Source organism: Vibrio sp. McD22-P3 (assembly GCF_021568915.1).
GTDB classification, from domain to species: domain Bacteria; phylum Pseudomonadota; class Gammaproteobacteria; order Enterobacterales; family Vibrionaceae; genus Vibrio; species Vibrio mediterranei.
In genome coordinates, this window is record NZ_JAKGTN010000027.1 from 53,342 (window position 1) to 75,634 (window position 22,293).

Sequence of the window (22,293 nt, forward strand, 5' to 3'; positions counted from 1 at the left end):
GCGGATTTCTAGTATCAAGGCAGGGACACTATAGTGACCACTTGAGTTGCTTCCATCCTTGCTTTTCACCTAATGCTTTTAGTGCTGGACATGGATTGACCAAATAAGCGTAATCAGCAAACTCGCACAAAGGTCGATCGTTAATGGAGTCGGTATAAAAATGAATCTCGGTATAGCTGTTATCTTGCGCAGATAACCATTGCGCGAGTTTTGCCACTTTGCCCTCTCGATAGGTCGCAATGCCTTTTATCTTGGAGGTGAAACTGTTCTGTTTGAGTTCTAAATCAATACCCATCGCTACATCAATCCCAAGACGCTTAGCTATCGCTTCAACTAAAAAGCTAACGGAGGCCGAAATAATAATAGTTTGGATATCGTCACGCTTTAGATCTGCAAGCAAAGTCTGCGCTTGTGGAAAGAGGCGGGACAGGATTTTTTCATCGATGCACTGTTCTACCCATTGCTGTACTCTCTCAGTAGGAACGTGGGTCAACGGTGCAATAGAAAACTCGAGGTAATCTTCCATATCCATCTTCCCTTCCGCATACAACGCCATTAGCCGTTTATCTTGGTCAAGGAAATCAGGTTGCATGGCAATGCCTTTCTCTACCAAAAACTCATTCCACAGCACGGCGCAGTCAGCATCAAACAAGGTTTCATCCATGTCGAATACATATAGAGGTTTAGACATTTTCGGCTCTCACAGGTTGAATTTCGTTAAGGTTAAATAGCAGTTCTAATTGGCTGCCTGTTGCGAGTAATCGCTCCGAAGAACGGTTAAGGAGATCCACCGTCAACTCACAGTCATCAATGTCGACTTGATAGCGAATAACATTACCGAGCAACTGATGGTTTTTAATCACGCCTGTTCGCGGCGCAGAGATATGGTTAGCGTACTCGCGCCCTTGTTCTTTGACATAAATCGACTCCGGACGAATCGCGACTTTCGAGTTCACATCCATATCAAATAACGATTTTGCTTTATCCGCTGCCACCAAATTGTAGTGACCCATAAAGCCTGCTACAAACTCATTTGCTGGATGGGTATAGATGGCTTCGGGTGCACCTTGCTGAACAATCTCGCCCTTATTCATCAAGAAAATTCGATCTGACATAATCATCGCTTCCTCTTGATCATGAGTGACAAAGATAGTGGTTAGATTAAGCTCTTTCTGAATAGAGCGGATTTGTTGCCTGAGGTTCTTACGAATTTTAGCATCCAGCGCAGACAGAGGTTCATCCAACAAGAGAATTCTTGGTTTGACGACCAGAGCACGAGCCAACGCCACGCGCTGTCTTTGACCGCCTGAAAGCTGATGTGGATAGTGGTTTTCTTTACCCTGCAGTTCCACCAGCTCGACGACTTTTGCAACTTCACGCTGTATTTCGGCTTTACCCAAACTTTGCATCTTAAGTCCAAAAGCGATATTGCCCGCCACCGTCATATTCGGAAACAGGGCATAGGACTGAAACACCATGCCGATACCACGTTGCTGAGGCGCGGCATGGGTAATATCTACTCCATCTACAATGATCTGCCCACCTTCGACTGGATTCAAACCTGCGAGACTGCGTAGCAATGTCGACTTACCACAACCGCTGGGGCCAAGTAAGGTAATGAACTCACCTTTCTGGATGGTAAATTCGATGTCTTCAAACACCGTGTTGCTGCCAAATCGTTTGGTAAGATGATTGACGGATACGTAACTCATGATTTGCCCTTCTGTTGATTACTGCTAAAACGGCTGGCAAGCCATGTCAGTAGGAAGATAAAGAAAAAGTAAGTCATCACTAACGCCGAGGTGAAGTGACCACTGGTTTGACGCATGTTGTAAAGATAGATTTGTAGTGTTTCGTAGCGAGTTCCCACCAAAATATTGGCGAACACAAACTCACCGAGTAAAAACGAGAACGATAGAAATAACGACGCCAGCAATCCTTTCTTTAAATTCGGAACGATGATCAAGAGAAATGCTTTTGTGGTGCTCGCTCCTAGCAGGTGCGCCGCGTCCATCAAATCGTTGAGGTTAATGGCCTCAAAGCTGTTCGAGATTGCTCGATACATAAAAGGCAGCGCGATGGTGAAATAGGTTCCGATAAGGATCCATGGAGTCCCAACCAAAGGAATAGCGCTATCGGCGTAGATTTGAAGCAAACCTACCGATGACACCACAGGAGGTACCGCAAATGGCAGCAAAATCAGTACATTCATTAGCTTGTCGAGCTTTGGAAAGTAGTAAAACACCACAAAGATCGCTGGAAGGATTAATACCACGCTAAGTGCAAGTGCCGCAAAGCACACCAGTAATGAACGCCCAAAGGCGGCGAGAAAGCGAGAATCCGTCAGTAGTTGAACATACCAATTTAAGGTAAATCCATCTGGTAATATGGTCGCCCCCCAACTTGATGACAACGAGTAAACCAAAGTAGCGACGATTGGAATCAGCATAATACCAACAATCCCGTAGACAACGGTTTTGTGATAGTAAACGCTCACATTGCTATTTCGATGCATGATAACTCCTCGACAATAGCCACTGATTGATGATGGTGATAAAGGCTAGAATGGCCATGAGAATCACCGAGATTGCTGCAGCAAGGTTCGGTTCTAAGAACAAGTCTCCAGACACCAAACTCGCAATTCGTACCGTAATTACGTTGTAGTTACCGGTTGTTAGTGCATAGACGCTCGCATACGCGCCCATGGCATTGGCGATCAGAATAATGAAGGTGCCAAGTAGAGCTGGTGATAACACCGGAAGGGCTATTTGAGTCCAATATTGATGCGTTTTGGCACCGAGCAACGCAGATGCCGACTGCCAATCATCTTGCAGCGCATCAAAAGCAGGATAGAGCAACAACACGCCAAGCGGGATCTGGAAATAGATATAAATAACCAGTAATCCCCACTTGCCATACAAGTTGAAACCTTCAATCAACCCATACTGCTTCAGCAGTAGCGTGACTGCACCGTTAACCCCTAAAATAATAATGAACGCAAATGCCAACGGCACACCGGCGAAGTTGCTGCTCATATTGGTAAAAGCAATCACACCATCACGAAGCTTGCTGTCCACTCGGCGCAGTGATGACACCAACAATGCTGCGATAGCCAACCCAATGACACTCGACCAAATCGATAGCCAAATACTGTTGCTAAAGGCCTGCATCATAAAACTCGAATCGAAGACCTCTGAATAGTTCTCAAACGAAAACACGCCATCATATTGAAAACTATTGAAGAAGACCCAAACCATAGGAGCAAGCTGAAACAGGTAGAAAAACAGCACAAATGGCGCAAGCCAAAGTACAGGCTTGAACTTGTTCCACAGTGATTGTTTTCTGCTTATTCGCTGCTCATCTGGACAAGCAGGTGTTAATGCTGCGCCACTCATAATGCAATCAATTCCGGTGAGTAAGGCTTGCGATGTTCCAGCCCAAGCAACTGACAACAGACGCCACAAAGCTCCGTTTGCTTCACATCTGTTGCGGCATGGGTAAACTGCTCACCAATAACAAACAACGGCACTTCGCGCTCTTCAGGCAAAATACCACCATGCGACAAGTCATTATTCATACCGTGGTCACTGGTGATCATCACTTGATAGCCCGCTTCCACCCACGTCGTAAGGTAGTTAGATAGGAAAATATCGGCAGCTCTCGCACTGTTTCGATACTGCCTAGAGTCGAGACCATGCTTATGCCCAGTATTGTCGATATTCATAGGATGTATCAGCAAAAAGTCGGGGTGATATTTCTGCCTCAAGGATTCGGCATCAAGGAACAGGGCTTCATCAGGATAATGATCCCAATGATAGAAACGACCATATTGAATGTTCAACGATTCATCGTCAGTGAATCTATCGCGCACTGCATCATAAGGCGCACGGTTGTATAGTTCACTAACCCAATGATAAGCCGCGGCCGCGGTCACTTTACCCTGAGATTTCGCCAAGCTGAATACCGATTCTTGATTCGACAAGCGAACGATTTCATTGTTTACGATGCCACTTATGACAGGAGGAACTCCGGTCAAAATGCACTCATAAAGTGGTCTGGACATAGAAGGGAGTTCGCATTGAATGGGATACAACGTCGCTTTTTGTTGCTCGATTAAGCCATTCAAGTAGCCCATGCAATCACGGGCTACTTGATAATTGAGACCATCGAGGACAACAAGGATAACCTTATTGCTCATACTTACCTCTGTATAAAAGTCTCAAATTACTGTTGGTGAATCAGTACGTTTTCTTGCCACTGGCGAGGCAGGCGACGCGCTGACTTTTCCCAAGCTTTAAAGTCTGTGACAGGATGAACGTTACCGTATTGGTCGTTAGCAATCAGTTTAGCTTGTACCGATTCAGGCAACTTAACGTTGGAACGAATTGGACGCGCATAACCTTCAGCTAGGTTGATCTGCCCTCGGTCACTAAAGATGTGTTCACGAGCTAATTTTGCAGCGTTAGGGTTTTTCGCATACTTGTTGATAATCGTGGTGTAACCGGAGATCACCGAGCCATCTTGCGGGATATTGACGCTAAAGCGTGAGCGGTCAATTTGGTCACGATAATTAAGCGCATTGAAATCCCAAAGGATTGCCACTTCTACTTCACCTTTCTCAAGGTTGGCAATACTAGGGTCAGTGAATGATAGACGCCCTTGCTTGGCAAGCTTAGAGAAAAACTCAATCGCTGGACCAAGGTTAGACTCATCGCCACCGTTAGCGAAAGCTGCCGCCAAAACGGCATTATTAGCCTGCGCTGCCACACCCACATCGCCGACCGTCACTTTGTAGTCGCCCTCAAGAAGGTCTTGCCACGTTTTTGGGGCATCTTTGACCAAGTTGTTGTTTGAGATAAACGCGATAGTCCCTGTATACGCCAGTGCCCAGTGGCCGTATTTATCTTTGGCCCAATCAGGAATTTCGTCCCATGTGGTAGGCTTATACGGTTGCGTTACGCCCTTTTGAACAGCCACTCGAGCGAACGCAAAGCCGACATCGCCAATATCTGCTGTCGCATTTTTCTTTTCAGCTTCAAACTTAGCAATTTCCTGTGCCGAGCTCATATCGGTATCTTGGTGCTTAAGTCCATAATCAGATTTAAGGTCATTCCAAGTATCTTTCCAGTTTGCCCAACTATCAGGCATACCCACACTGTAAACCGCACCTTCCTGCTTCGCCGCTTCTGTAAGAGCAGTGACGCCATCGTTAGCAAAAGTAGTGGAAGAAATCGCAGTGACAATAAGTGTCACAGCACTGAGTTTTGCGGTGATACTTGCACGGTTAAGCAAAGTTTTCATTGTCTCTATCCCTCTGGACTAGGTCAGTAAGTTCACTTTTTATGCTATTTGGGGAATGTGACAATTTATGTGCCTGTATTTGACGTTTTTATTGAGGTTAGATGGCAGTTATACGTCAAACTTATTAAAGCCAGTGACTGATAAGTCAGTTTCTGTTGTCATGAAACTGTTACTCGCCTGTCGTATCTTGTTCATGCCGATGAATCATGGACTAGATCACTCAATGCCAATCCAAACAACACAGCTCAGTAAAATAAAGACGACTATTCGAGAACAAATCCAAAGTAATATCATGATTGCAGGCCAGAAACTGCCATCCGAGCGAGACCTTAGCGAGCTGTTTTCTACGACGCGTATTACCATTAAAGATGCGCTGACTTCACTAGAAACTGAAGGATTGATTTATCGAGAGGAACGTAGAGGTTGGTTTGTCTCTCCAGAACGTATTCGCTATAACCCATTGTCGCGCAGTCACTTTCATCAGATGATCCGCGAACAGCACCGTATCGCCGAAACTAAGCTAGTCAGTGTAAGAAGTGAAATGGCGAGCGGAATGTACGCCAAGGCATTGGCCGTAGATACCATTACACCCATCCATATTATTGAACGCTTAAGGTATATCGATGGTCGGGTCGTGCTGTTTGTAGAGAACTGCCTGATCGCTGCCCTGTTCCCAAAGATACTGGAAGAGAACCTGACACTATCGCTCACTAAGTGCTACCAAGAGAAATACCAATTCCATACCCAACGTTCACACTTCGACGTCATCCCTACGTCCGCTCCAAGTCATGTGGCACAAGCCCTTAACTTGGTGGAGGGACAACCCGTTGTCAAAATTTGCCGCGTGAACTTTAACCAATATGGGGTATTAATGGATTGTGAGTTTGAGTATTGGCGACCAGATGCCATGATGATTTGTATTGATAGCAAGTCGCAATGATCAAGAGAAGCGCTTTCGATATTGCGAAGGAGAAACACCTTGTAAACGTGAAAAGGCATGCGTAAAAGTGCTTTGTCCTGAAAAGCCCGTTAACTCAGCGACTTGACCAAGGTTTAAGTTGCCTTGCTCAATTAAGCGTTTTGCGGCATCGACACGTTTGTTCAATACATATTGATGAGGAGTAATACCGATTTGCTCTTTAAACAGCATATGAAACTGGCTTTCGCCTAAAAATACGCTTCCAGCTAATTGAGCCACAGAGATCTTATGACACAGGTGCTGTTCAATGTAACGATCGATCTGTTCAAGATCGAATCGTGAGTCACGAAGTGATGTTTTAAGATCCGAGATATGGCGTTGCAATAATGCTACGACCGTGTCATTGCATGCACGACTTAACAGCAAATCATCAGGGCTGCTTTTCATTTCCGCCACTAACATTTGTATCAGCTTTTGAATTTGGATATCCAACTGAAAATAAGTCTTGGATTGAGATAACTCGTTGATTCGTTGAAGAAGTACCGGATCGTCATTGTTAGGGAGAGGCATATTCAACACGAGAATATCTGGCTGATCAATCACACCTCCGAAAGCATGATCAAGGCCTGACGTTACCACGCACCCTTGCCCCGGGCCGACGAGGTTACCCACACCACCTACATCAAACTCAGATTTCCCCTTCAACCCAATCACAACTTGGGTGTATTGGTGCTCGTGTGAGTCCATATGAGAGGGTAACCGAACAATTTCTGCTGGTTTTGGGGAAGCATGATCAAGGATGTCATTGTTTCGTGTCACCATGTTTCCGGCCATCTTGTAAAATGAGATTCGATCCGCCGAGTATACCCATTTCAATAGCAATTGGAAAAAGTAATCGCCACCAAGCTTGTGATAACGGGCACGGAGTGATGATTTTGTATCCCGCTTAGAACTGCGAAAAAGGATCCTTACTTGATCAAGCTTCCGGAACCATGATCATGAAGCGATAAGTTACGGTGGTTGTAATTTGTGCGATATAGATGATAGAGACATAAAAAAAGCTGCGAAAACCGCAGCTTAGAAACAATATTTGCACTAATGGTTACGGAGCGAGTCGCTCTGCATCCCATTGACCTTGACCGTCTTTACTAAATAAGAAACGATCATGAAGTCGGTGTTCACCACCTTGCCAGAATTCAATCGATTCAGGGCGAATGCGATAACCACCCCAGAATGAAGGTACAGGAATTTCACCTTTAGCAAATTTCTGCTTTAACTCTAGGAACTTACCTTCAAGTACGCCACGAGTTGAAATACGACTACTTTGCTTACTTGCGATAGCAGCAAGTTGGCTTTCTTTGGGGCGAGAGGTGAAATACTTCATGTTTTCCATTGCCGTCAATTTCTCAGCGACACCCGTAATATGCACTTGTCGTTCTAATGGATGCCAAGGAAAGTGTAAGCTTACTTTACTGTTGTGCTCTATATGTTGAGCTTTACGACTACCCAAGTTGGTGTAAAAAACGAAGCCTTCACTATCCACATTTTTCAATAACACGATGCGTTGAAACGGCATTCCGCGTTCATCAACCGTCGCCACTGTCATTGCCGTAGGATCGGTCAATTTAGCGTCGACAGCTTGTTGCAACCAAAGATTAAATTGAACAATAGGATCGCTATTCAAGTCCTTTCGACGTAACCCCCCTTGAGAATACTCTCGGCGGATATCTTCAATTCCCATAACCACTCCTCACGTTTTTCTTGAATTCTGCGCTCTAAACTACTAGAAAACAACCCGCTAACGGTATCTTATTATCGATTTTTGAATCCAATCTCCTAGTTTGTATTCGAGCTTATGACACACGCAGCCATAACAGACAAATTTTCGATAATTCATTACTTTATAAACAAGAATCCACTGCTAAACTTCTAAATACGTTGAAAACATACCGATAGATGCAATTCTTGAAATATTAGATTGTTGATAAATATGCAGGATAGATCGACTCTTTGTTGTTGAAAAGGTTACATTTCATTAACGATGGTAATAAAATCATATTATTAGATAAATCCTAGCCATCTGGATTCCGAGTTGAACATGGATAAAAAAGAATACAAAAAGGTCTCTGACGCTGAACTCGACTACATCGATGACAAAACCGCGGCCTTACTCCTTAATACCCCCACCAGTGCTCGGATTATGCTGTGGGTTATGGTGCTCTTTTTTATTAGTGCGGCAGTGTGGGCATCTTGGGCTGAAATAGACAAAGTGACGGTCGGGCAAGGCAAAGTCATTCCTTCATCACAAGTACAAGTGATCCAGAACCTCGAAGGTGGCCTTGTTAAAGAAATTTTGGTGAAAGAAGGTGACACGGTCAAGAAAGGTCAGCAACTTCTGCTTATTGACGATACGCGTTTCCGCTCAGATTACCGCGAACGAGAGCAACAAGTTCTCAATTTGACCGCCAACGTCCTACAACTCTCAGCCTCCTTAACCAGTGTGGTCATCAATGAAGATGTCAAAGATAAAGAATGGCAAAAGTCGGTGACCCTGGATTTCAACAAACTCGCGTTCCCACCTACTTTTGAAGAAGAGAACAAAGCGCTGGTTGCCAGACAACGCGCTGAATACCGTCAGGACCTCAACAAGCTACGCAATGAGCTTTCCGTTATTGATCAACAAGTTCGTCAAAAACAACAAGATCTGATAGAAATCCAAGCGCGAGTCCATAACCTCAGAGAAGGCTATAACCTTGCACGTGATGAACTGAATATCACCAAGCCTCTTGCCGATGAGGGAGTTGTTCCTAAAGTCGAATTATTAAAGCTTCAGCGTCAGGTCAATGACACTCGACGTGAGTTAACCTCCACAGAACTGAAAGTCCCAGCTTTAAAATCTGCTATTCAAGAGTCCATGCTAAGCCGCATTGATATTGCACAGAAGTTCCGTTCAGAACAGCAAGAAAAGCTCAATCAAGCTCAAGATAAGCTCTCTTCTATGACTGAGTCAGCCGTAGGGTTGGAAGATCGTGTAAACCGTACTGTTGTGGTCTCTCCTGTTAACGGCACCGTTAAGACACTGAACGTCAATACTGTAGGCGGCGTTATTCAACCTGGAATGGATATCGTAGAGATAGTGCCAACGGAAGACACTTTGTTAGTGGAAGCCAAAATAGCACCACAGGATATTGCTTTCCTAAGACCCGATCTTCATGCCATCGTCAAATTCAGTGCGTATGACTTCACCAAATACGGCGGATTAGATGGCACCTTGGAGCATATCAGTGCCGATACGACTCAAGACGAAGAAGGAAATAGCTTCTATATCGTAAGAGTAAGAACTGACAAAACCAATTTTGGACACGATGAGCAGTTACCTATCATCCCAGGTATGACAGCGTCCGTGGACATTATCACAGGCAAGAGAACAGTTCTGGATTATCTACTCAAGCCAATACTAAGTGCGCAAAACAACGCACTGAAAGAATAAAGGAATGTAGTGTTACGGATTGAGCGGACAGGAAGTCTGCAAACTAAGTTCAAAACCGCACTGTTGGTATGCGGGGTAATCACAGCTATTTCTTTGGCTGGATATAGTGACGCCTATACCAAGCAAGAGCAACGTTGGATAAGCACCGTAGCAAAAACGTATGGACCTCGAGCCGGTAAACGAGTCGAAACTTGGCGCACTGTTATCGAAGATTTACAGGGTAAATCAGAGAAAGAGCAACTTGCTGGAGTGAATCAGTTTTTCAATCAACTCAACTTTGTCGACGACATACATTTATGGGGTAAGAAAGACTACTGGGCCACACCACTAGAATTTTTGGGCAGTAATGCAGGGGATTGTGAAGACTTTACTATTGCTAAGTACTTCTCACTGCTTGAGCTCGGTATTCCCGACAAAAAACTGAGGCTTGTGTACGTCAAAGCCATCGAATTGAACCAATTTCACATGGTACTCGCCTACTACGAGACACCGCGTTCACAGCCGCTGATTTTGGATAACCTGATTGGTGAGATCAAACCCGCTTCTAAGCGAGGCGATTTGCTACCGATCTACAGCTTTAATGGTCGCAACTTGTGGACCATGAAAACAACCCAGGGCAAATTAGCCGGAAAGTCGTCGAGACTGAAATTATGGAATGATTTGCGAAGCCGAGAGCGTTCATTGACGTTAAGGAAACCTAAGGTAAATTACGACGAGTAAACAATTATGACACTATACAGACAGCTAGTGGTCGGCATGATAGCAGTATTCATTATGCTATTGACGTCGGTGTTTATCATCGAGTTCAACACGACTAAAAACTTCCTAGAGCAGCAACAACGCTCAGAGGTAAACAACACGATTAACACCGTGGGGTTAGCCTTAGCACCTTACTTGAAGACACAAGACAAGGTTGCGGTTGAATCTGTGATTAATGCGCTATTTGATGGCAGTACTTATTCCACAGTAAAACTCGTTTTCCTAGAGACCGATGAAGAGATTGTCCGCAGCTATCCTATCAAACCCAACGGAGTACCAGATTGGTTTACCAACCTAAACCTATTTACGCCCATTCATGATTCCCGCGTGGTTACTAGCGGTTGGCTGCAATTAGCTGAAGTAGAAATCATCAGTCATCCCGGTGAAGCTTACGCTCAGCTTTGGCAAGCGTTTGAGCGCCTTGCTGGAGCATTCGTTGTTATCTTTACCTTAGGTTTGTTATCTATAGCCTTTATCCTGAGACGAGCTCTCACGCCACTTAGAGCTATCGTAAACAAAATGGAACAGGTAGCAAATAAGCAGTTTGGTGAACCTTTGCTTCGTCCCAATACGAAAGACTTGATCGCCGTCGTTGATGGTATAAATAGCATGTCCGCGCATGTTGAAGAGTCGTTCAAACAACAAGCGAAAGAAGCACAGAAGCTCCGTGAACGCGCTTATATGGATCCAGTCTCTCAACTAGGTAACCGCGCCTTCTTTATGGGCCAGTTAAATCAATGGCTTTCAGAGTCTTCGTTAGGCGGTGTGGCTATCTTACACGCTGAGTTCATTAAACAAACCTACAAAGCTGATGGCTACGAGGCTGGCGATGGATTAGTGAGAGAGCTGTCTGATCTCTTATCGATGACCATCAATATTCCAAACACCGTCATTGCCCGTATATCAACCGATGAGTTCGGTTTTGTATTCCCGAACATTGACGAAAGCGAATTGAAGTTCGCGGCAAATAGCATCATTACTTGTATTCAAGATCTAAACGCCGATCCTACAGGTCTGAGCAAAGCTAACGCATCGCTAGGTGTTGTCTTTAACGAAGAGCGGAAAAACTCAACACAAATGCTCTCCGTGCTCGATAACGCACTGACTAAAGCGAAATCTAATCCGGAAATCGATTATGGTTATATCTCTAGTGAGCATACTGGCGTCATCATGGGTAAACAGCAATGGCGTTCACTGGTAGAAGAAGCGATCAGCGACGATGCAGTGACCTTTAGATTCCAAGCGGCAAACAGCAGTGGTGGTGAGACGTATCACCGAGAGGTATTCTCTGCCATCGAAATGAATGGCGAACGCTATACAGCCAATCAATACCTACTTGCTCTAGAGCAGCTTGATGCCAGCCATATCTTTGATGAGCACGTTATCATGTCGGTGATTAACAAGCTTGAGCGAGAAGAAATGTCTGATTCAATGGCGATTAACATCACCCCAACTAGTATCGCTCAACCAAGCTTCATTCGCTGGATTAGCCAAGTGCTCGCCAAGCATCGTGACATTAACGACAAACTACACTTTGAGATCCCAGAAAGCTGCTTTATCAATAATCCGCACCATACTGCGCTCTTCTGTAACGCTATTCGCAATGAAGGTGCCAAGTTCGGTGTGGATAACTATGGTCGGAACTTCCAATCACTGGAGTACCTCAACGAGTTCAGACCAGATTATGTGAAACTGGATTATCTCTATACCCACCAGCTTGACGATGAAAAACAGAAATTTACGCTAACATCGATTTCGAGAACGGCGCACAATTTGGGTATTAAAACTATTGCCTCACGAGTGGAAACACAAACTCAGCTCGACTTCTTGTCTGAGCACTTTGTGGATGTATTCCAAGGCTTTATCGTGGACAAATAATAGGTGCAGAATCCATGAAGGATCCGTTACTAAACTCGCTTATCTATATCAGCCGATACTACGGCTTAGCTAATTCCCCAGAAGCATTGGTGAACGGCTTACCCCTATCGGAAGGTAAGCTCACACCATTCTTACTTCCTCGTTCAGCCGAGCGCGCTGGATTGGTAGCGAAGGAGAATCGCTCTGATATAGATAAAATCCCAAGCATCGTATTTCCTGTGATACTGCTGTTGAAAGGAGGCGATGCTTGCGTACTAAACAGTATTGATTCCGATGCCAATGAAGCAGAAGTGATTACGCTTGAGTCCGGCATGGTCCCCATTTCCGTCCCGCTCGAGGATTTGAAAGAACAATTCACTGGCCGCTACTTCTTGGTCAAGAAGCAGTTTCGCTATGACGAGCGCTCACCGGAAGTCCTAAAAACTCGTGATGGCCACTGGTTCTGGGGCACTCTGTGGGAATCGAAACGCATCTACCGTGATGTGCTCATTGCCTCGCTATTGATCAATATATTTGCTGTAGCCGCACCACTGTTCACTCGTCTTGTTTATGACAAAGTGGTGCCTAACCTTGCATTTGAAACACTATGGGTACTGGCGGCAGGGATATTTATTGTCTTCGGATTCGATTTAGTACTTAAGCTTATGCGTAGCTACTTTATTGATGTTGCAGGGAAAAAATCGGACATCCTGATTTCCTCTAAGCTATTTAGCAAGGTTATGGGCATCAGAATGGAATCACGTCCTCCTTCTGTCGGTGCCTTTGCGCGTCACTTACAAGAATTTGAATCAATTCGTGAATTCTTTACCTCTGCAACGATTGCTTCGTTAATCGACTTGCCGTTTGCATTGCTATTTTTGGTGCTTATTTGGCTCATGGCGGGCAATCTGGTCATTATCCCAATCATCGGTGTGTTGATATTAATCATCTACTCGATGTTGATACAAGGACCGCTGCGTAAAACGATTGAAGAAGGTTCACGCCTAGCTTCTCAAAAGTACGCCAACCTTATTGAAAGTTTGGCTGGCCTAGAAACCGTAAAAATCTTCGGTGCACAGAGCCAATATCAGTATCGTTGGGAAGAAGCTGTGGCCCACATGGCGAACTGGAACATCAAAAGTAAGCGCATTACGGATGGGATTCAAAACACCGCAGGATTTGTTCAGCAATCTTCCAATATCGGAATGATCATTCTTGGTGTGTATCTTATTGCAGAGGGTGAACTCACAATGGGTGGCCTGATTGCTGCAACCATGCTAAGTAGCCGTGCTATTGGCCCTTTGGTGCAGCTTTCATTGCTTTCTACACGATACAATCAAGCAAAGTCGTCGATGACCATCATTGAACAAGTAATGGCAATGCCCGACGAGCAAGAAGAAGGAAAGCGCTATATTCATCGCCCAATCATCCACGGCAAAATCGAATTGGATCGCGTAACCTTTCACTACCCTGATTCTCCAATGGCGTCCATTCGAGATCTGAGCCTAACTATTGAACCTGGTGAAAAGGTCGCGATTATTGGACGTATTGGCTCAGGTAAAACTACGCTAGAGCGCCTCATAATGGGCCTGTACCAGCCTACAGAGGGTCACGTGCGAATTGATGAGACAGACATCGCTCAATTGCATCACGTGGATGTACGACGCAATATAGGCTGTGTGCCGCAAGATTGTGCTCTGTTCTATGGCTCTATTCGCGACAACATTACGCTAGGGCGACCATTGGTCGACGACCGTGATGTTATGGATGCAGCAAACCGTGCAGGGGTGACCGTATTCACTCAGCAAGATCCTGCTGGTCTTGAGCGTCAGGTTGGTGAAGGTGGTCTGCTGTTATCCGGTGGTCAACGTCAAGCCGTTGCTATTGCACGAGCATTTTTAGCGCGTCCACCTATTTTAATTATGGATGAACCGACAAGTTCAATGGATAACCGTTCCGAACTGCATATCAAGACACAGTTAAAACAGCTTAAGGAATCCGAGACGCTGATTTTAATTACTCATAAAACATCGATGCTCGATGTAGTAGACAGAGTCATCGTCATGGAGAAAGGGGCAATTATTGCTGATGGTCCTAAGGTGCAGGTGTTGAGTGATTTGAGACAAGGTAAAGTTCGCGCTGCAAGTTAAAACCAAACTATGTCTCCTCGTCCTCAATGTGTAAACTCATTTCAGACGACACAACAGAAACACAAAGGCCGCAGCGATCAAGCTGCGGCCTTTGTATCGCTATGCACTTAGATTAAGTGTCATGAATAATGATGATATTGCTCAACTGTTGAACATCCAATTCAGACAATCCAGTTACACCCTCAAGTTCAATGGTGACACTCTTATCGCCCTTGGTGACATTAACCAAGGTGCTCGTATTATCATCGTTTTCAGTGAGTGTAATCTTGTCTCCGCCGACGGCGACATTATCTAACAGAGCTTCTAATGATGTATTACTATCTTCAAATACCTCTGACAAGTCGATAACGTCGCGGTTTCCTTCCACTTGAGAGAAATCAGTAATCACATCATGACTGCCGTCTAAGTCACCTTCGCTCCATTTGAAGGTGTCATCTCCAAGACCACCAGTTAATACATCATTACCAAGTCCACCGGATAGAACATCGTCACCATCCGTACCATGGATAACTGTGACGCCACTGCCTCCCTGGACTGCATAATCGACTTCTTCAGACTCGTCCACATTACCATTTGGCATGATATTGACGTTAACCGTCGCAGTCTCATCACTTGAAAGGCCATCAGAATCTACAGCTCGATAATCGAATTGGTCTGCCACTTCACCATCAGTAACTTTCACGCTTTGTAAAACAAAACCTACGTCACTGTCATCAGCACTAAATGGCATAATACGCATTTCATCAAATGGTATCTCTGATAGCACCTCAATAACGGCTTGCTGCTCTGCAATGGCATCGTTATTCATTACTATTGGAGTCTCATCAAGCAAAACACCACCAGCATAGAGGTAGACGAAAATCTGTGCGTTACTATTCGCAGCAGCACTAAATGGTGCTGTAAGACCTCCGACTCCAACTAATGCTCTCGTCATCAAGCCAGCAGTAAATTTAACAGACATAAACTCATTTTGTTTCGCTTCCGTCCCTCTGTTACCACCATATTGGTCACTCTTGGTGTAAAAACCAGCTTGGTCATCGAATGCGATATCTTCGACCTGAGCACCAATATGTGGCTTATCACCGGAATACGTTCCTCCGGTTACTTCGATACCGTTTCCAAATGGCTCCTCCCCTTCATGGTTGTACCCAAGGGCAATAGCATCAAAACCAACCTCTAAGTCATAGAAAATATCAGTACCATCTTCTACTGCATCTCCTACATCTAAGTCAAAACGTTCACCAGAACCACTGAGGAAATATAGCTGCCCATATTCTGGTTCATCCACTATTTCAACCAACGTATCTTTAGAATCAATCGCATCATCTCCACTATCGGTTGCGAAATCTTCAAAGTTGAGTGGAATGGTGTCATCCGGAGCAAAAAACTCGAAGTCTGTAACTTCAGGTGGAGTATTAATACTTAGAAGCGATGCCTCTGGATTTGTCAGAGCAATAATGTCAAAAGTCTGCGACGCTATTTTATCTATCGGTGAGTAAGTACCATCCTGCTCGGATGCCGTCGCTTTGATTGTGATGGTATAAGTTCCCGTATCAAATACCTTGATCTGGAGATCATTTAGGTCATCCCAGCCAGAAATATCAACCTCTCCAGCGGCATCGGCAATTGATGTCAGAGTACCATTGGAAACTATTGCTCCCGTTGGTAGTCCTTGTATAAGTAGAGTTAGGACTTCTGAACCATCAGTATCATTTAGATTGACAGACTTAATATCACTAACATCAATAAAGGTATCTTCGTACCCTACATTACTTCTAGTAGAGAGCGTAATATTATCTAAAAGAGCGCCATAGCTGTCCGCTTGACTTGATTCAAACAATACTCGATATGTACCGTTTGACGGTACTTGGAAAAACTCTTGAACATTATTCCAGTTACGATTAACCGCATCATTAAACTCATATATCTCTACAACATTAGATGAATCATTCACGTCTACCAGAGAGACTTTCAAAGGAGAACTATTAAGTGCTCTAGCCGCGACATCAAAATTTAGTTCATAGAACTTACCCGCTTCACCCACAAATTCAGTGTACAGAGAGTCATCGTTGTTACGTCGCCCTTCAATTTCAAACAACTGATTATCCGAACTTCCTCCTAGATAAACATTTTCGTTACCTACTTCACTAACATTACCGGTGTTATTTGTCCCCCAAACACCTCGTGAACCGTCCTGATTTAGCTCGTTATCACTCACATTTCCACGCCAAGAACTGCTGCCAAGATTAACGTTTTCAAAATCAATAGATGAGATTAATTGCTCACCCGTGATTGTAAGTGTTGGCTCATCTGTAACAGGTTTAACGGTAACGGTTAAGCTATGAGCCTCTACTACATTGTCTTGACTATCACGTCCCGACACCGACAAGGTGAAATCTACATCACTATCTAGCGGAGGCTTGATAAATAAGCCTGCTAGCTGTGATGGCAACACAGTTGCGCTGTTATTGGTCACTGATAACGTGGAATCATCCGAGTATAATGTAGCGCCGTCAGGTATATCGCTAATGACTACTGAAGTCGCATCACTGTTCGCTGGCAACTGTATATCCAACGCAATCTTGTTGTCTTCGTCACCAATCGCGGCGGCAACAACTAGATCAGCGATCGCAGTAAAGTTAATAGTTGAAACTGCGGTATTTGATGGTTGCATTGCATCATCAAAGATCGTGATTTCAATGATTCTGTCCTCATCATCCGGAGATTGTGAGGAGTTGGAGAATTCAATTAGCTGAATAGCAGCTTCATAATCAGCAGGTGTCGCTTCTCCGCTCAGAGTGATTTTAATTGCACCCGAATCGAGTAGTTCTGTCGTATAACTAATGCCGCTAAGCAGTGGGTTAGTCGCACCATCAATCCCAAAATTGTCATCCGCTTTTGGATTGGTTAAGACAATTTCTGCCTCATGAATGACATTTTTCTCATCAAAAATGGTGATGTCACTATCGACAACATCAATAGCGCTATCACCCTCTTGGTAATTCGTATCGAAGCTTGTACCGTCAGCACTTAAGTCAAGATCGAGCGTTGGTGGCATATTGTTTTCACGCTCATCAACAATAGTAACAACAGATTCAGTGCTTTCACCTTCATCAGAGTCAACCGCTTTGTATTTAAAGCTGTCGTTCAGTGCGGTTTCTAGATAGCGTAGCTCCCAATTACCTCGACCATCAGTACCAACACTCACTCCCTCAATAAGCACCCGTCCTTCAAAATCACCTAAATCATCAACAGAGAAGCTCAGTTCATGGAATAAGACGTCATTTCCTGACGTATCTTTTTGTACATCAGGTGTGTAATCGACGGTATCGCCATTGCTGAGTGTGACCTTAATCGTCACAGCAGATTCGTTTCGGCCACCTAAGTCGCTATAGAAATAGCCTCCCATGCCATCCAAGCCAAGGTTAACGTGTGTGGCAGGACGATCTTCAAAGTTGATCGATAGCCATTCCCCCTCGTTAATACCTTGGCCACCACCAATACCTAAGCCATGACCAACATGATTATCTTGGACATCCCCTCGATACTGAGTGAGATTACCTTTGTTACTGATAATGGTGATATTGTCTGTGCTGCCGTCAGTGTTAGAGAGCTCTAATACTCTATTCTTACCATCGACTGCAGTACCCCAGTTGTAAAACTCTTCTTGAGTGCTTTCCATATCACTCGATGTTGGCACCACTTTAGTACCAAGAATGAAGCCTTGAGCATCAGAGTCAGGCTCATAGGTTATCTTAGTTGGATCAAACGTATCACCATTGGCAACATTTGTCTGAGTGATTTCCTCACCATCATGATAGAGCGTACCACCAATAGGAAGCTCGGTGATCGCAACTAGAACCTGTTCAGAATTTAAGTCATCTTCAATATCCGAAATATGGTCATCGCCGTCTCCAGAATCTACACCATCAACGGCAGCTCTCGTAGTATCAAATACGACGGCTGTAACATCATTATCAGTGATACTGAAACTAAAGCTTTCTGATTCTGGTCCGTCATTGATAGGAACGACATTAATCGTTGAAATTGCCGTGTTTGATTCGATATTTTGGTCATCGAACACCTTGATTTCTATCTGTCTCGGAATCGCACTTGGATCTTCACTATCATTACTAAACTCAACCCACTTCAGTGCAGCCTCATAATCTGAAGCACTGCCCGTGCCACTTATCACAATAGTATCGGAGCCTAATGCATGAGTGATTGTCAAACCTGAAGCAAGTACCGCCGCAGCTGCGAGTGCAATTGAGTCACCAGACTGAGCGTTGGTAAGGGTAATTTCAGCTCTAGTTATCACATCGATATCATCTGTGACAGTGACGTCTTGGTCAACAATGACAACAGGATCATCACCTTCACTAAAGGTTGTAGTGTAACCCGTACCATCACTTGCATTAGTCGGACGCAGGGTGACGACTAGATCATTAAAGTCTTTATCACTCTCATCGTACGCGATATCTTCAACACGGATTTCCAGTGCACCGTCATCAACTCCAGAAACCGTAAATTGATACTGAACACTATCTTCTGTTGATAAGTAGACAGGCTTACTTGGTATCTGGCCGTTTACCAGCAAGTCGCCTTGAGCATTGAAACTCAGTACTGCATCATCTGGGGTTTGATTTGCACCATTAGCAATAAGGAAAAACTCCAGCCCTTCCTTAGAATCCAGTTCAGCTAGTAACTGATCATTGGCAAGTCCCGCATTAGTATCATGTATTAACACTACAGGGTCGGTTGGATTACCTTGTGAGTCGGTGTAAAAATAACCAAACACATTAGAGTAACCCGCTCTTTCACTCTCAAAAACAATCTCGTAATCTTCGCCATTTAAGTCAATGGTAGGGGCTAAATTATCATTATCACCACCAGACTGCCCGCCTAGTTGCCCATCATCAGAAATAGTGGCACCAGCAGATACGCCTACGTTACCGTTAACTGTCAGACCAGCTGGCTCAGTCACTTTTAACGTAAAGTTCTCATCTTGCTCATAGACATCGTTATCTTGGATACCTACTTGGATATTAACGGATGTAACACCAGCTGGAATGGTAATCTGGCCATTAACAATCTGTAGTGGAACATTGGTCGTCCCATCGTTATAGCTCGCCGTCGTAGTAGTAAAGTCATCATCATCGGTATCAACATCGAGTCGATCGAGCGCTACCGTGAGGTCAACATCAGAAGGATTACTTAAAGACAGAGTGAACGGAACACTTCCCGCATCTTCGCTCACTTCCCCACCACCACTCAATGAGAGTGTGATTGGATCGTTATCTTGAATATCTCCAGTCACGGTTTGGCCGTCGACTACCAGAGTAAAGCCTTCGTCACCCTCATAACGATTATCATCGATTGTCGGCAACGTAATCGTAAAGTCAGAAATGTTAGCAGGAACTTCAAGCTCTCCAGTCACCTCGTTGTAAGTGACCCCATTACTGAAGGTCATAGTCGATGGGTCAACATCATTAGCTGAAGCCTCATCGCCATTAGCGCCAAACTCAATGTAAAAGAAAGTCTTCACATTGGTAGAACCGTCCAGAGTCACGTTATAGGAGAAGCTCTCCCCTTCTTCAACACTAGCCGTACCTATCTCAAACCCGCTGACTGAAATCGGTCCAGGGTTGACCAGAACATTCACTGTTGCAGTGTCAAAGCCACCTTTATCGTCGGTAATTTGGTACTGGAACTCAGTGCGACCCGCAAAGCCTTCAGGCAAATCGAAAATGACATTACCACCTTCAATACGCGCATCACCTTGCGTCTCACCGAACACGTAAGTGATACGAATATCATCACCATCCACGGCATCGTCGTTAGATAAAAGCTCTGAAAGCGGAATGACGACAGGTTCATCATGGTCGAAGACATAAGCGCCCGCACCGACCACTTCAATGCCCTGAAGGAAATAATCAGAAGAGTCAGTGCCACGTGCAGGGCCACCTGTAAAATCAACAGACTCAAATACCAATTTGTCGTAGGCAAAACCGCCCGTTTCAATATCAAACGTGCCTTTATTACCTGACTCATTATGGAAATAATCACTGGCAACCAGAGTATCGCCCAAATAAGCACTCCACTTACCTTGTTCATGACTGCCTGCCCCGCCCTCATTGGCGAACAAGTTGGTTACAGAAAAAGCCCCATCTACAGCTGGCTCTTTGAGCGTAATAATGAGCTGCTCAGACTCTTCTTCATTTCGGTTATATTGAATTTGAGATTCAGGGCCACCGTTGGTAGTGCCATCAGGAATACCAATACGGTCAGTACCGTCGATATTGTAGTTAACAGTTTGGCCATCATATTTCGCCTGAATGCTGTCAACCATATCCCAACCTTGATCGCCCGCTCCCATATCACCTTGAACAAGGCTATAAGACTCTGGATCATCAATCGCATCTGGTGCTAGGTTGGTACGTTGGTCATCGATAGTCACTGTTGATTCATCACTATATGCGCCATCAGAATCAAGTGCTTTATAATCAAAGGAGTCTTCTAAACTCGTCTCTAGGTATCTTAGTTCCCAGTTTCCATTACCTTCAGTTCCAACCGTGACACCATATATTTGTAACCCTTCAGCGCCAGAAAGATCATCGATTGATATCGTAATGTCTAAATCAAGATCGCTATTACCAGACGTCGTCTTTTGAATCGGATCTAGAACTCTCGTTGAACCATCGCTTAAGGTAACGGTAACTAGTACTGATGACTCGTTGGCATTGTTGAGATTTTCATCAAAATAGCCACCTAGACCATCTAGCCCTAATGTCACTGAAGTGGCTGGTCTCTCGGAGAAATCAATCGAAATAGTCTCTCCCTCATTGATGCCTTGTCCACCACCGACACCAAGACCAAATCCAACGTGGTTAGCGTCTCCCCGGTACTGAGTGAGATCCCCACCAATTGAGGTAATCCTGATCGAGTCATCACCCAAAGTTAAAATGCGCTCTCCAGGATTATTACCGGGAGACCCCCAGTTTAAGAAATCGGTTTGCGAACTGGCTTCGCTGTCCAACCCTTGCGAATCTTTAACACCTAAAACAAAGCCTTGAGCACTTTCATCAGGTAGATAGGAAATATTATCTGGATTAAACGGTGTGCCGTTAGCCCCTCCTTCGACATGGAGGTCAGCTTCAACAATCGCTCGAGTTTCACCGTTTTCAGTGTAGAGAAGTGTACCGCCTAAAGGCAGCTCAGTGATTACAACTGACAGTGACTTTCCATCCGTGGTACTACGATCATCTTCATAGTCGGAGATATGGTCGGTTCCATCACCCTCAATAGAACCTTCTCCAGTATCAAAAATAACTGGAATCGCATCATCTCCGGAGAGTGTAATTGAGAAGTCTTCGGAGTCAGGTCTATCATTGGTACCGTTGATAGTAATTGTTACCACTTCAGTGTCAGTTGCTCCCCACTCATCTTCAACGATGACGTCAAAGGTAATTGGCAATGTCTCACCTTGAGCTAGCTTCTGAACGGCGTCTGATTCGTTATCTAAAACAAATTTCCACTCCCCCGTTTTTGGGTCAGTGATAACGAACTGACCGTACTGTGAGGTACCATCAGCAACTGAGAAAGTGAGGTCGTGCCCAGTATCTACATCATTAGCCACTATGGTCCCCGTTGCTTCAGGTGACCCTACATTGATGCCACCAGACTCAGTAACTGCACCCGTAAGGTCGCTTTCGTCTTCGTCAATTACTGGTGCATCATTGCTGCCTTTGACAACAATTCGAATCGTCTGCTCAACACTAGCACCATGTTCATCTTCCACGACTACCGTGTATTCAAGA

At 44.6% G+C, this 22,293-nt stretch carries 14 protein-coding genes; 5 read left to right on the plus strand and 9 right to left on the minus strand.

The window, feature by feature from the left end:
* Nucleotides 1-28 precede the first annotated feature (28 nt).
* Genes L2W36_RS23940 through L2W36_RS23965 form a run of 6 tightly spaced genes read right to left on the minus strand, consistent with a single transcriptional unit; the run spans nt 29 to nt 5,301 of the window.
* Entirely contained in the window at nt 29-691 is a 663-nt protein-coding gene (locus tag L2W36_RS23940; protein WP_198559330.1) for an HAD family hydrolase, read from the minus strand.
* Nucleotides 684-1,712, minus strand: coding sequence for an ABC transporter ATP-binding protein (locus tag L2W36_RS23945; protein WP_236111783.1), 1,029 nt, complete (start codon nt 1,710-1,712; stop codon nt 684-686). Before L2W36_RS23945 ends, L2W36_RS23940 begins: the two co-directional genes overlap by 8 nt.
* Nucleotides 1,709-2,515, minus strand: a complete 807-nt coding sequence (locus L2W36_RS23950) for an ABC transporter permease (RefSeq protein ID WP_038227636.1) — start codon at nt 2,513-2,515, stop codon at nt 1,709-1,711. Before L2W36_RS23950 ends, L2W36_RS23945 begins: the two co-directional genes overlap by 4 nt.
* Nucleotides 2,502-3,395 carry an ABC transporter permease gene (locus L2W36_RS23955; RefSeq protein WP_006069696.1) on the minus strand — a complete coding sequence of 298 codons (894 nt, stop codon included), beginning with the start codon at nt 3,393-3,395 and terminating at the stop codon, nt 2,502-2,504. Before L2W36_RS23955 ends, L2W36_RS23950 begins: the two co-directional genes overlap by 14 nt.
* A complete protein-coding gene (locus tag L2W36_RS23960; protein WP_096443740.1) occupies nt 3,392-4,198 on the minus strand; it encodes an alkaline phosphatase family protein in 807 nt (268 codons plus the stop codon). Before L2W36_RS23960 ends, L2W36_RS23955 begins: the two co-directional genes overlap by 4 nt.
* A 26-nt stretch (nt 4,199-4,224) precedes the next feature.
* Nucleotides 4,225-5,301 (minus strand): ABC transporter substrate-binding protein, encoded by a 1,077-nt coding sequence (locus L2W36_RS23965; protein ID WP_236111784.1) that lies wholly within the window; start codon nt 5,299-5,301, stop codon nt 4,225-4,227.
* 223 nt (nt 5,302-5,524) lie between these two features.
* Here L2W36_RS23965 and L2W36_RS23970 point away from each other — a divergent pair, with 223 nt between their 5' ends.
* The gene (locus L2W36_RS23970) at nt 5,525-6,241 is read left to right on the plus strand and encodes a UTRA domain-containing protein (protein WP_236111787.1); all 717 of its coding nucleotides are present in this window, start codon (nt 5,525-5,527) and stop codon (nt 6,239-6,241) included.
* On the opposite strand, the gene L2W36_RS23975 is transcribed toward L2W36_RS23970, so the two are convergent.
* Nucleotides 6,242-7,042, minus strand: coding sequence for a helix-turn-helix domain-containing protein (locus L2W36_RS23975; protein ID WP_006069700.1), 801 nt, complete (start codon nt 7,040-7,042; stop codon nt 6,242-6,244).
* Nucleotides 7,043-7,322: 280 nt separating this feature from the next.
* Complete coding sequence (pdxH, locus tag L2W36_RS23980; RefSeq protein ID WP_006069701.1) at nt 7,323-7,961, minus strand: pyridoxamine 5'-phosphate oxidase; 639 nt, start codon at nt 7,959-7,961, stop codon at nt 7,323-7,325.
* Nucleotides 7,962-8,318: 357 nt separating this feature from the next.
* Here pdxH and L2W36_RS23985 point away from each other — a divergent pair, with 357 nt between their 5' ends.
* From L2W36_RS23985 to L2W36_RS24000, 4 genes are read left to right on the plus strand one after another with little or no spacing between them, the layout of a single operon-like run.
* The gene (locus tag L2W36_RS23985; RefSeq protein ID WP_006069702.1) at nt 8,319-9,710 is read left to right on the plus strand and encodes an HlyD family type I secretion periplasmic adaptor subunit; all 1,392 of its coding nucleotides are present in this window, start codon (nt 8,319-8,321) and stop codon (nt 9,708-9,710) included.
* A gap of 60 nt (nt 9,711-9,770) precedes the next feature.
* Entirely contained in the window at nt 9,771-10,430 is a 660-nt protein-coding gene (locus L2W36_RS23990) for a transglutaminase-like cysteine peptidase (protein WP_031494761.1), read from the plus strand.
* A 6-nt stretch (nt 10,431-10,436) separates the two neighbouring features.
* A complete protein-coding gene (locus tag L2W36_RS23995; RefSeq protein ID WP_006069704.1) occupies nt 10,437-12,347 on the plus strand; it encodes a bifunctional diguanylate cyclase/phosphodiesterase in 1,911 nt (636 codons plus the stop codon).
* A 14-nt stretch (nt 12,348-12,361) separates the two neighbouring features.
* Entirely contained in the window at nt 12,362-14,476 is a 2,115-nt protein-coding gene (locus L2W36_RS24000) for a type I secretion system permease/ATPase (RefSeq protein WP_006069705.1), read from the plus strand.
* Nucleotides 14,477-14,588: 112 nt separating this feature from the next.
* Here the strand turns inward: L2W36_RS24000 and L2W36_RS24005 are convergent, their stop codons facing one another.
* The gene (locus tag L2W36_RS24005; RefSeq protein WP_236111785.1) at nt 14,589-22,274 is read right to left on the minus strand and encodes a VCBS domain-containing protein; all 7,686 of its coding nucleotides are present in this window, start codon (nt 22,272-22,274) and stop codon (nt 14,589-14,591) included.
* Nucleotides 22,275-22,293 lie beyond the last annotated feature (19 nt).

Excerpts from the sequence above, each read along its gene's own strand:
- L2W36_RS23940 (WP_198559330.1), bottom strand. The coding sequence starts at position 691 with ATGTCTAAACCTCTATATGTATTCGACATGGATGAAACCTTGTTTGAT.
- L2W36_RS23945 (WP_236111783.1), bottom strand. The coding sequence starts at position 1,712 with ATGAGTTACGTATCCGTCAATCATCTTACCAAACGATTTGGCAGCAAC.
- L2W36_RS23950 (WP_038227636.1), bottom strand. The coding sequence starts at position 2,515 with ATGCATCGAAATAGCAATGTGAGCGTTTACTATCACAAAACCGTTGTC.
- L2W36_RS23955 (WP_006069696.1), bottom strand. The coding sequence starts at position 3,395 with ATGAGTGGCGCAGCATTAACACCTGCTTGTCCAGATGAGCAGCGAATA.
- L2W36_RS23960 (WP_096443740.1), bottom strand. The coding sequence starts at position 4,198 with ATGAGCAATAAGGTTATCCTTGTTGTCCTCGATGGTCTCAATTATCAA.
- L2W36_RS23965 (WP_236111784.1), bottom strand. The coding sequence starts at position 5,301 with ATGAAAACTTTGCTTAACCGTGCAAGTATCACCGCAAAACTCAGTGCT.
- L2W36_RS23970 (WP_236111787.1), top strand. The coding sequence starts at position 5,525 with ATGCCAATCCAAACAACACAGCTCAGTAAAATAAAGACGACTATTCGA.
- L2W36_RS23975 (WP_006069700.1), bottom strand. The coding sequence starts at position 7,042 with ATGGTGACACGAAACAATGACATCCTTGATCATGCTTCCCCAAAACCA.
- pdxH (WP_006069701.1), bottom strand. The coding sequence starts at position 7,961 with ATGGGAATTGAAGATATCCGCCGAGAGTATTCTCAAGGGGGGTTACGT.
- L2W36_RS23985 (WP_006069702.1), top strand. The coding sequence starts at position 8,319 with ATGGATAAAAAAGAATACAAAAAGGTCTCTGACGCTGAACTCGACTAC.
- L2W36_RS23995 (WP_006069704.1), top strand. The coding sequence starts at position 10,437 with ATGACACTATACAGACAGCTAGTGGTCGGCATGATAGCAGTATTCATT.
- L2W36_RS24000 (WP_006069705.1), top strand. The coding sequence starts at position 12,362 with ATGAAGGATCCGTTACTAAACTCGCTTATCTATATCAGCCGATACTAC.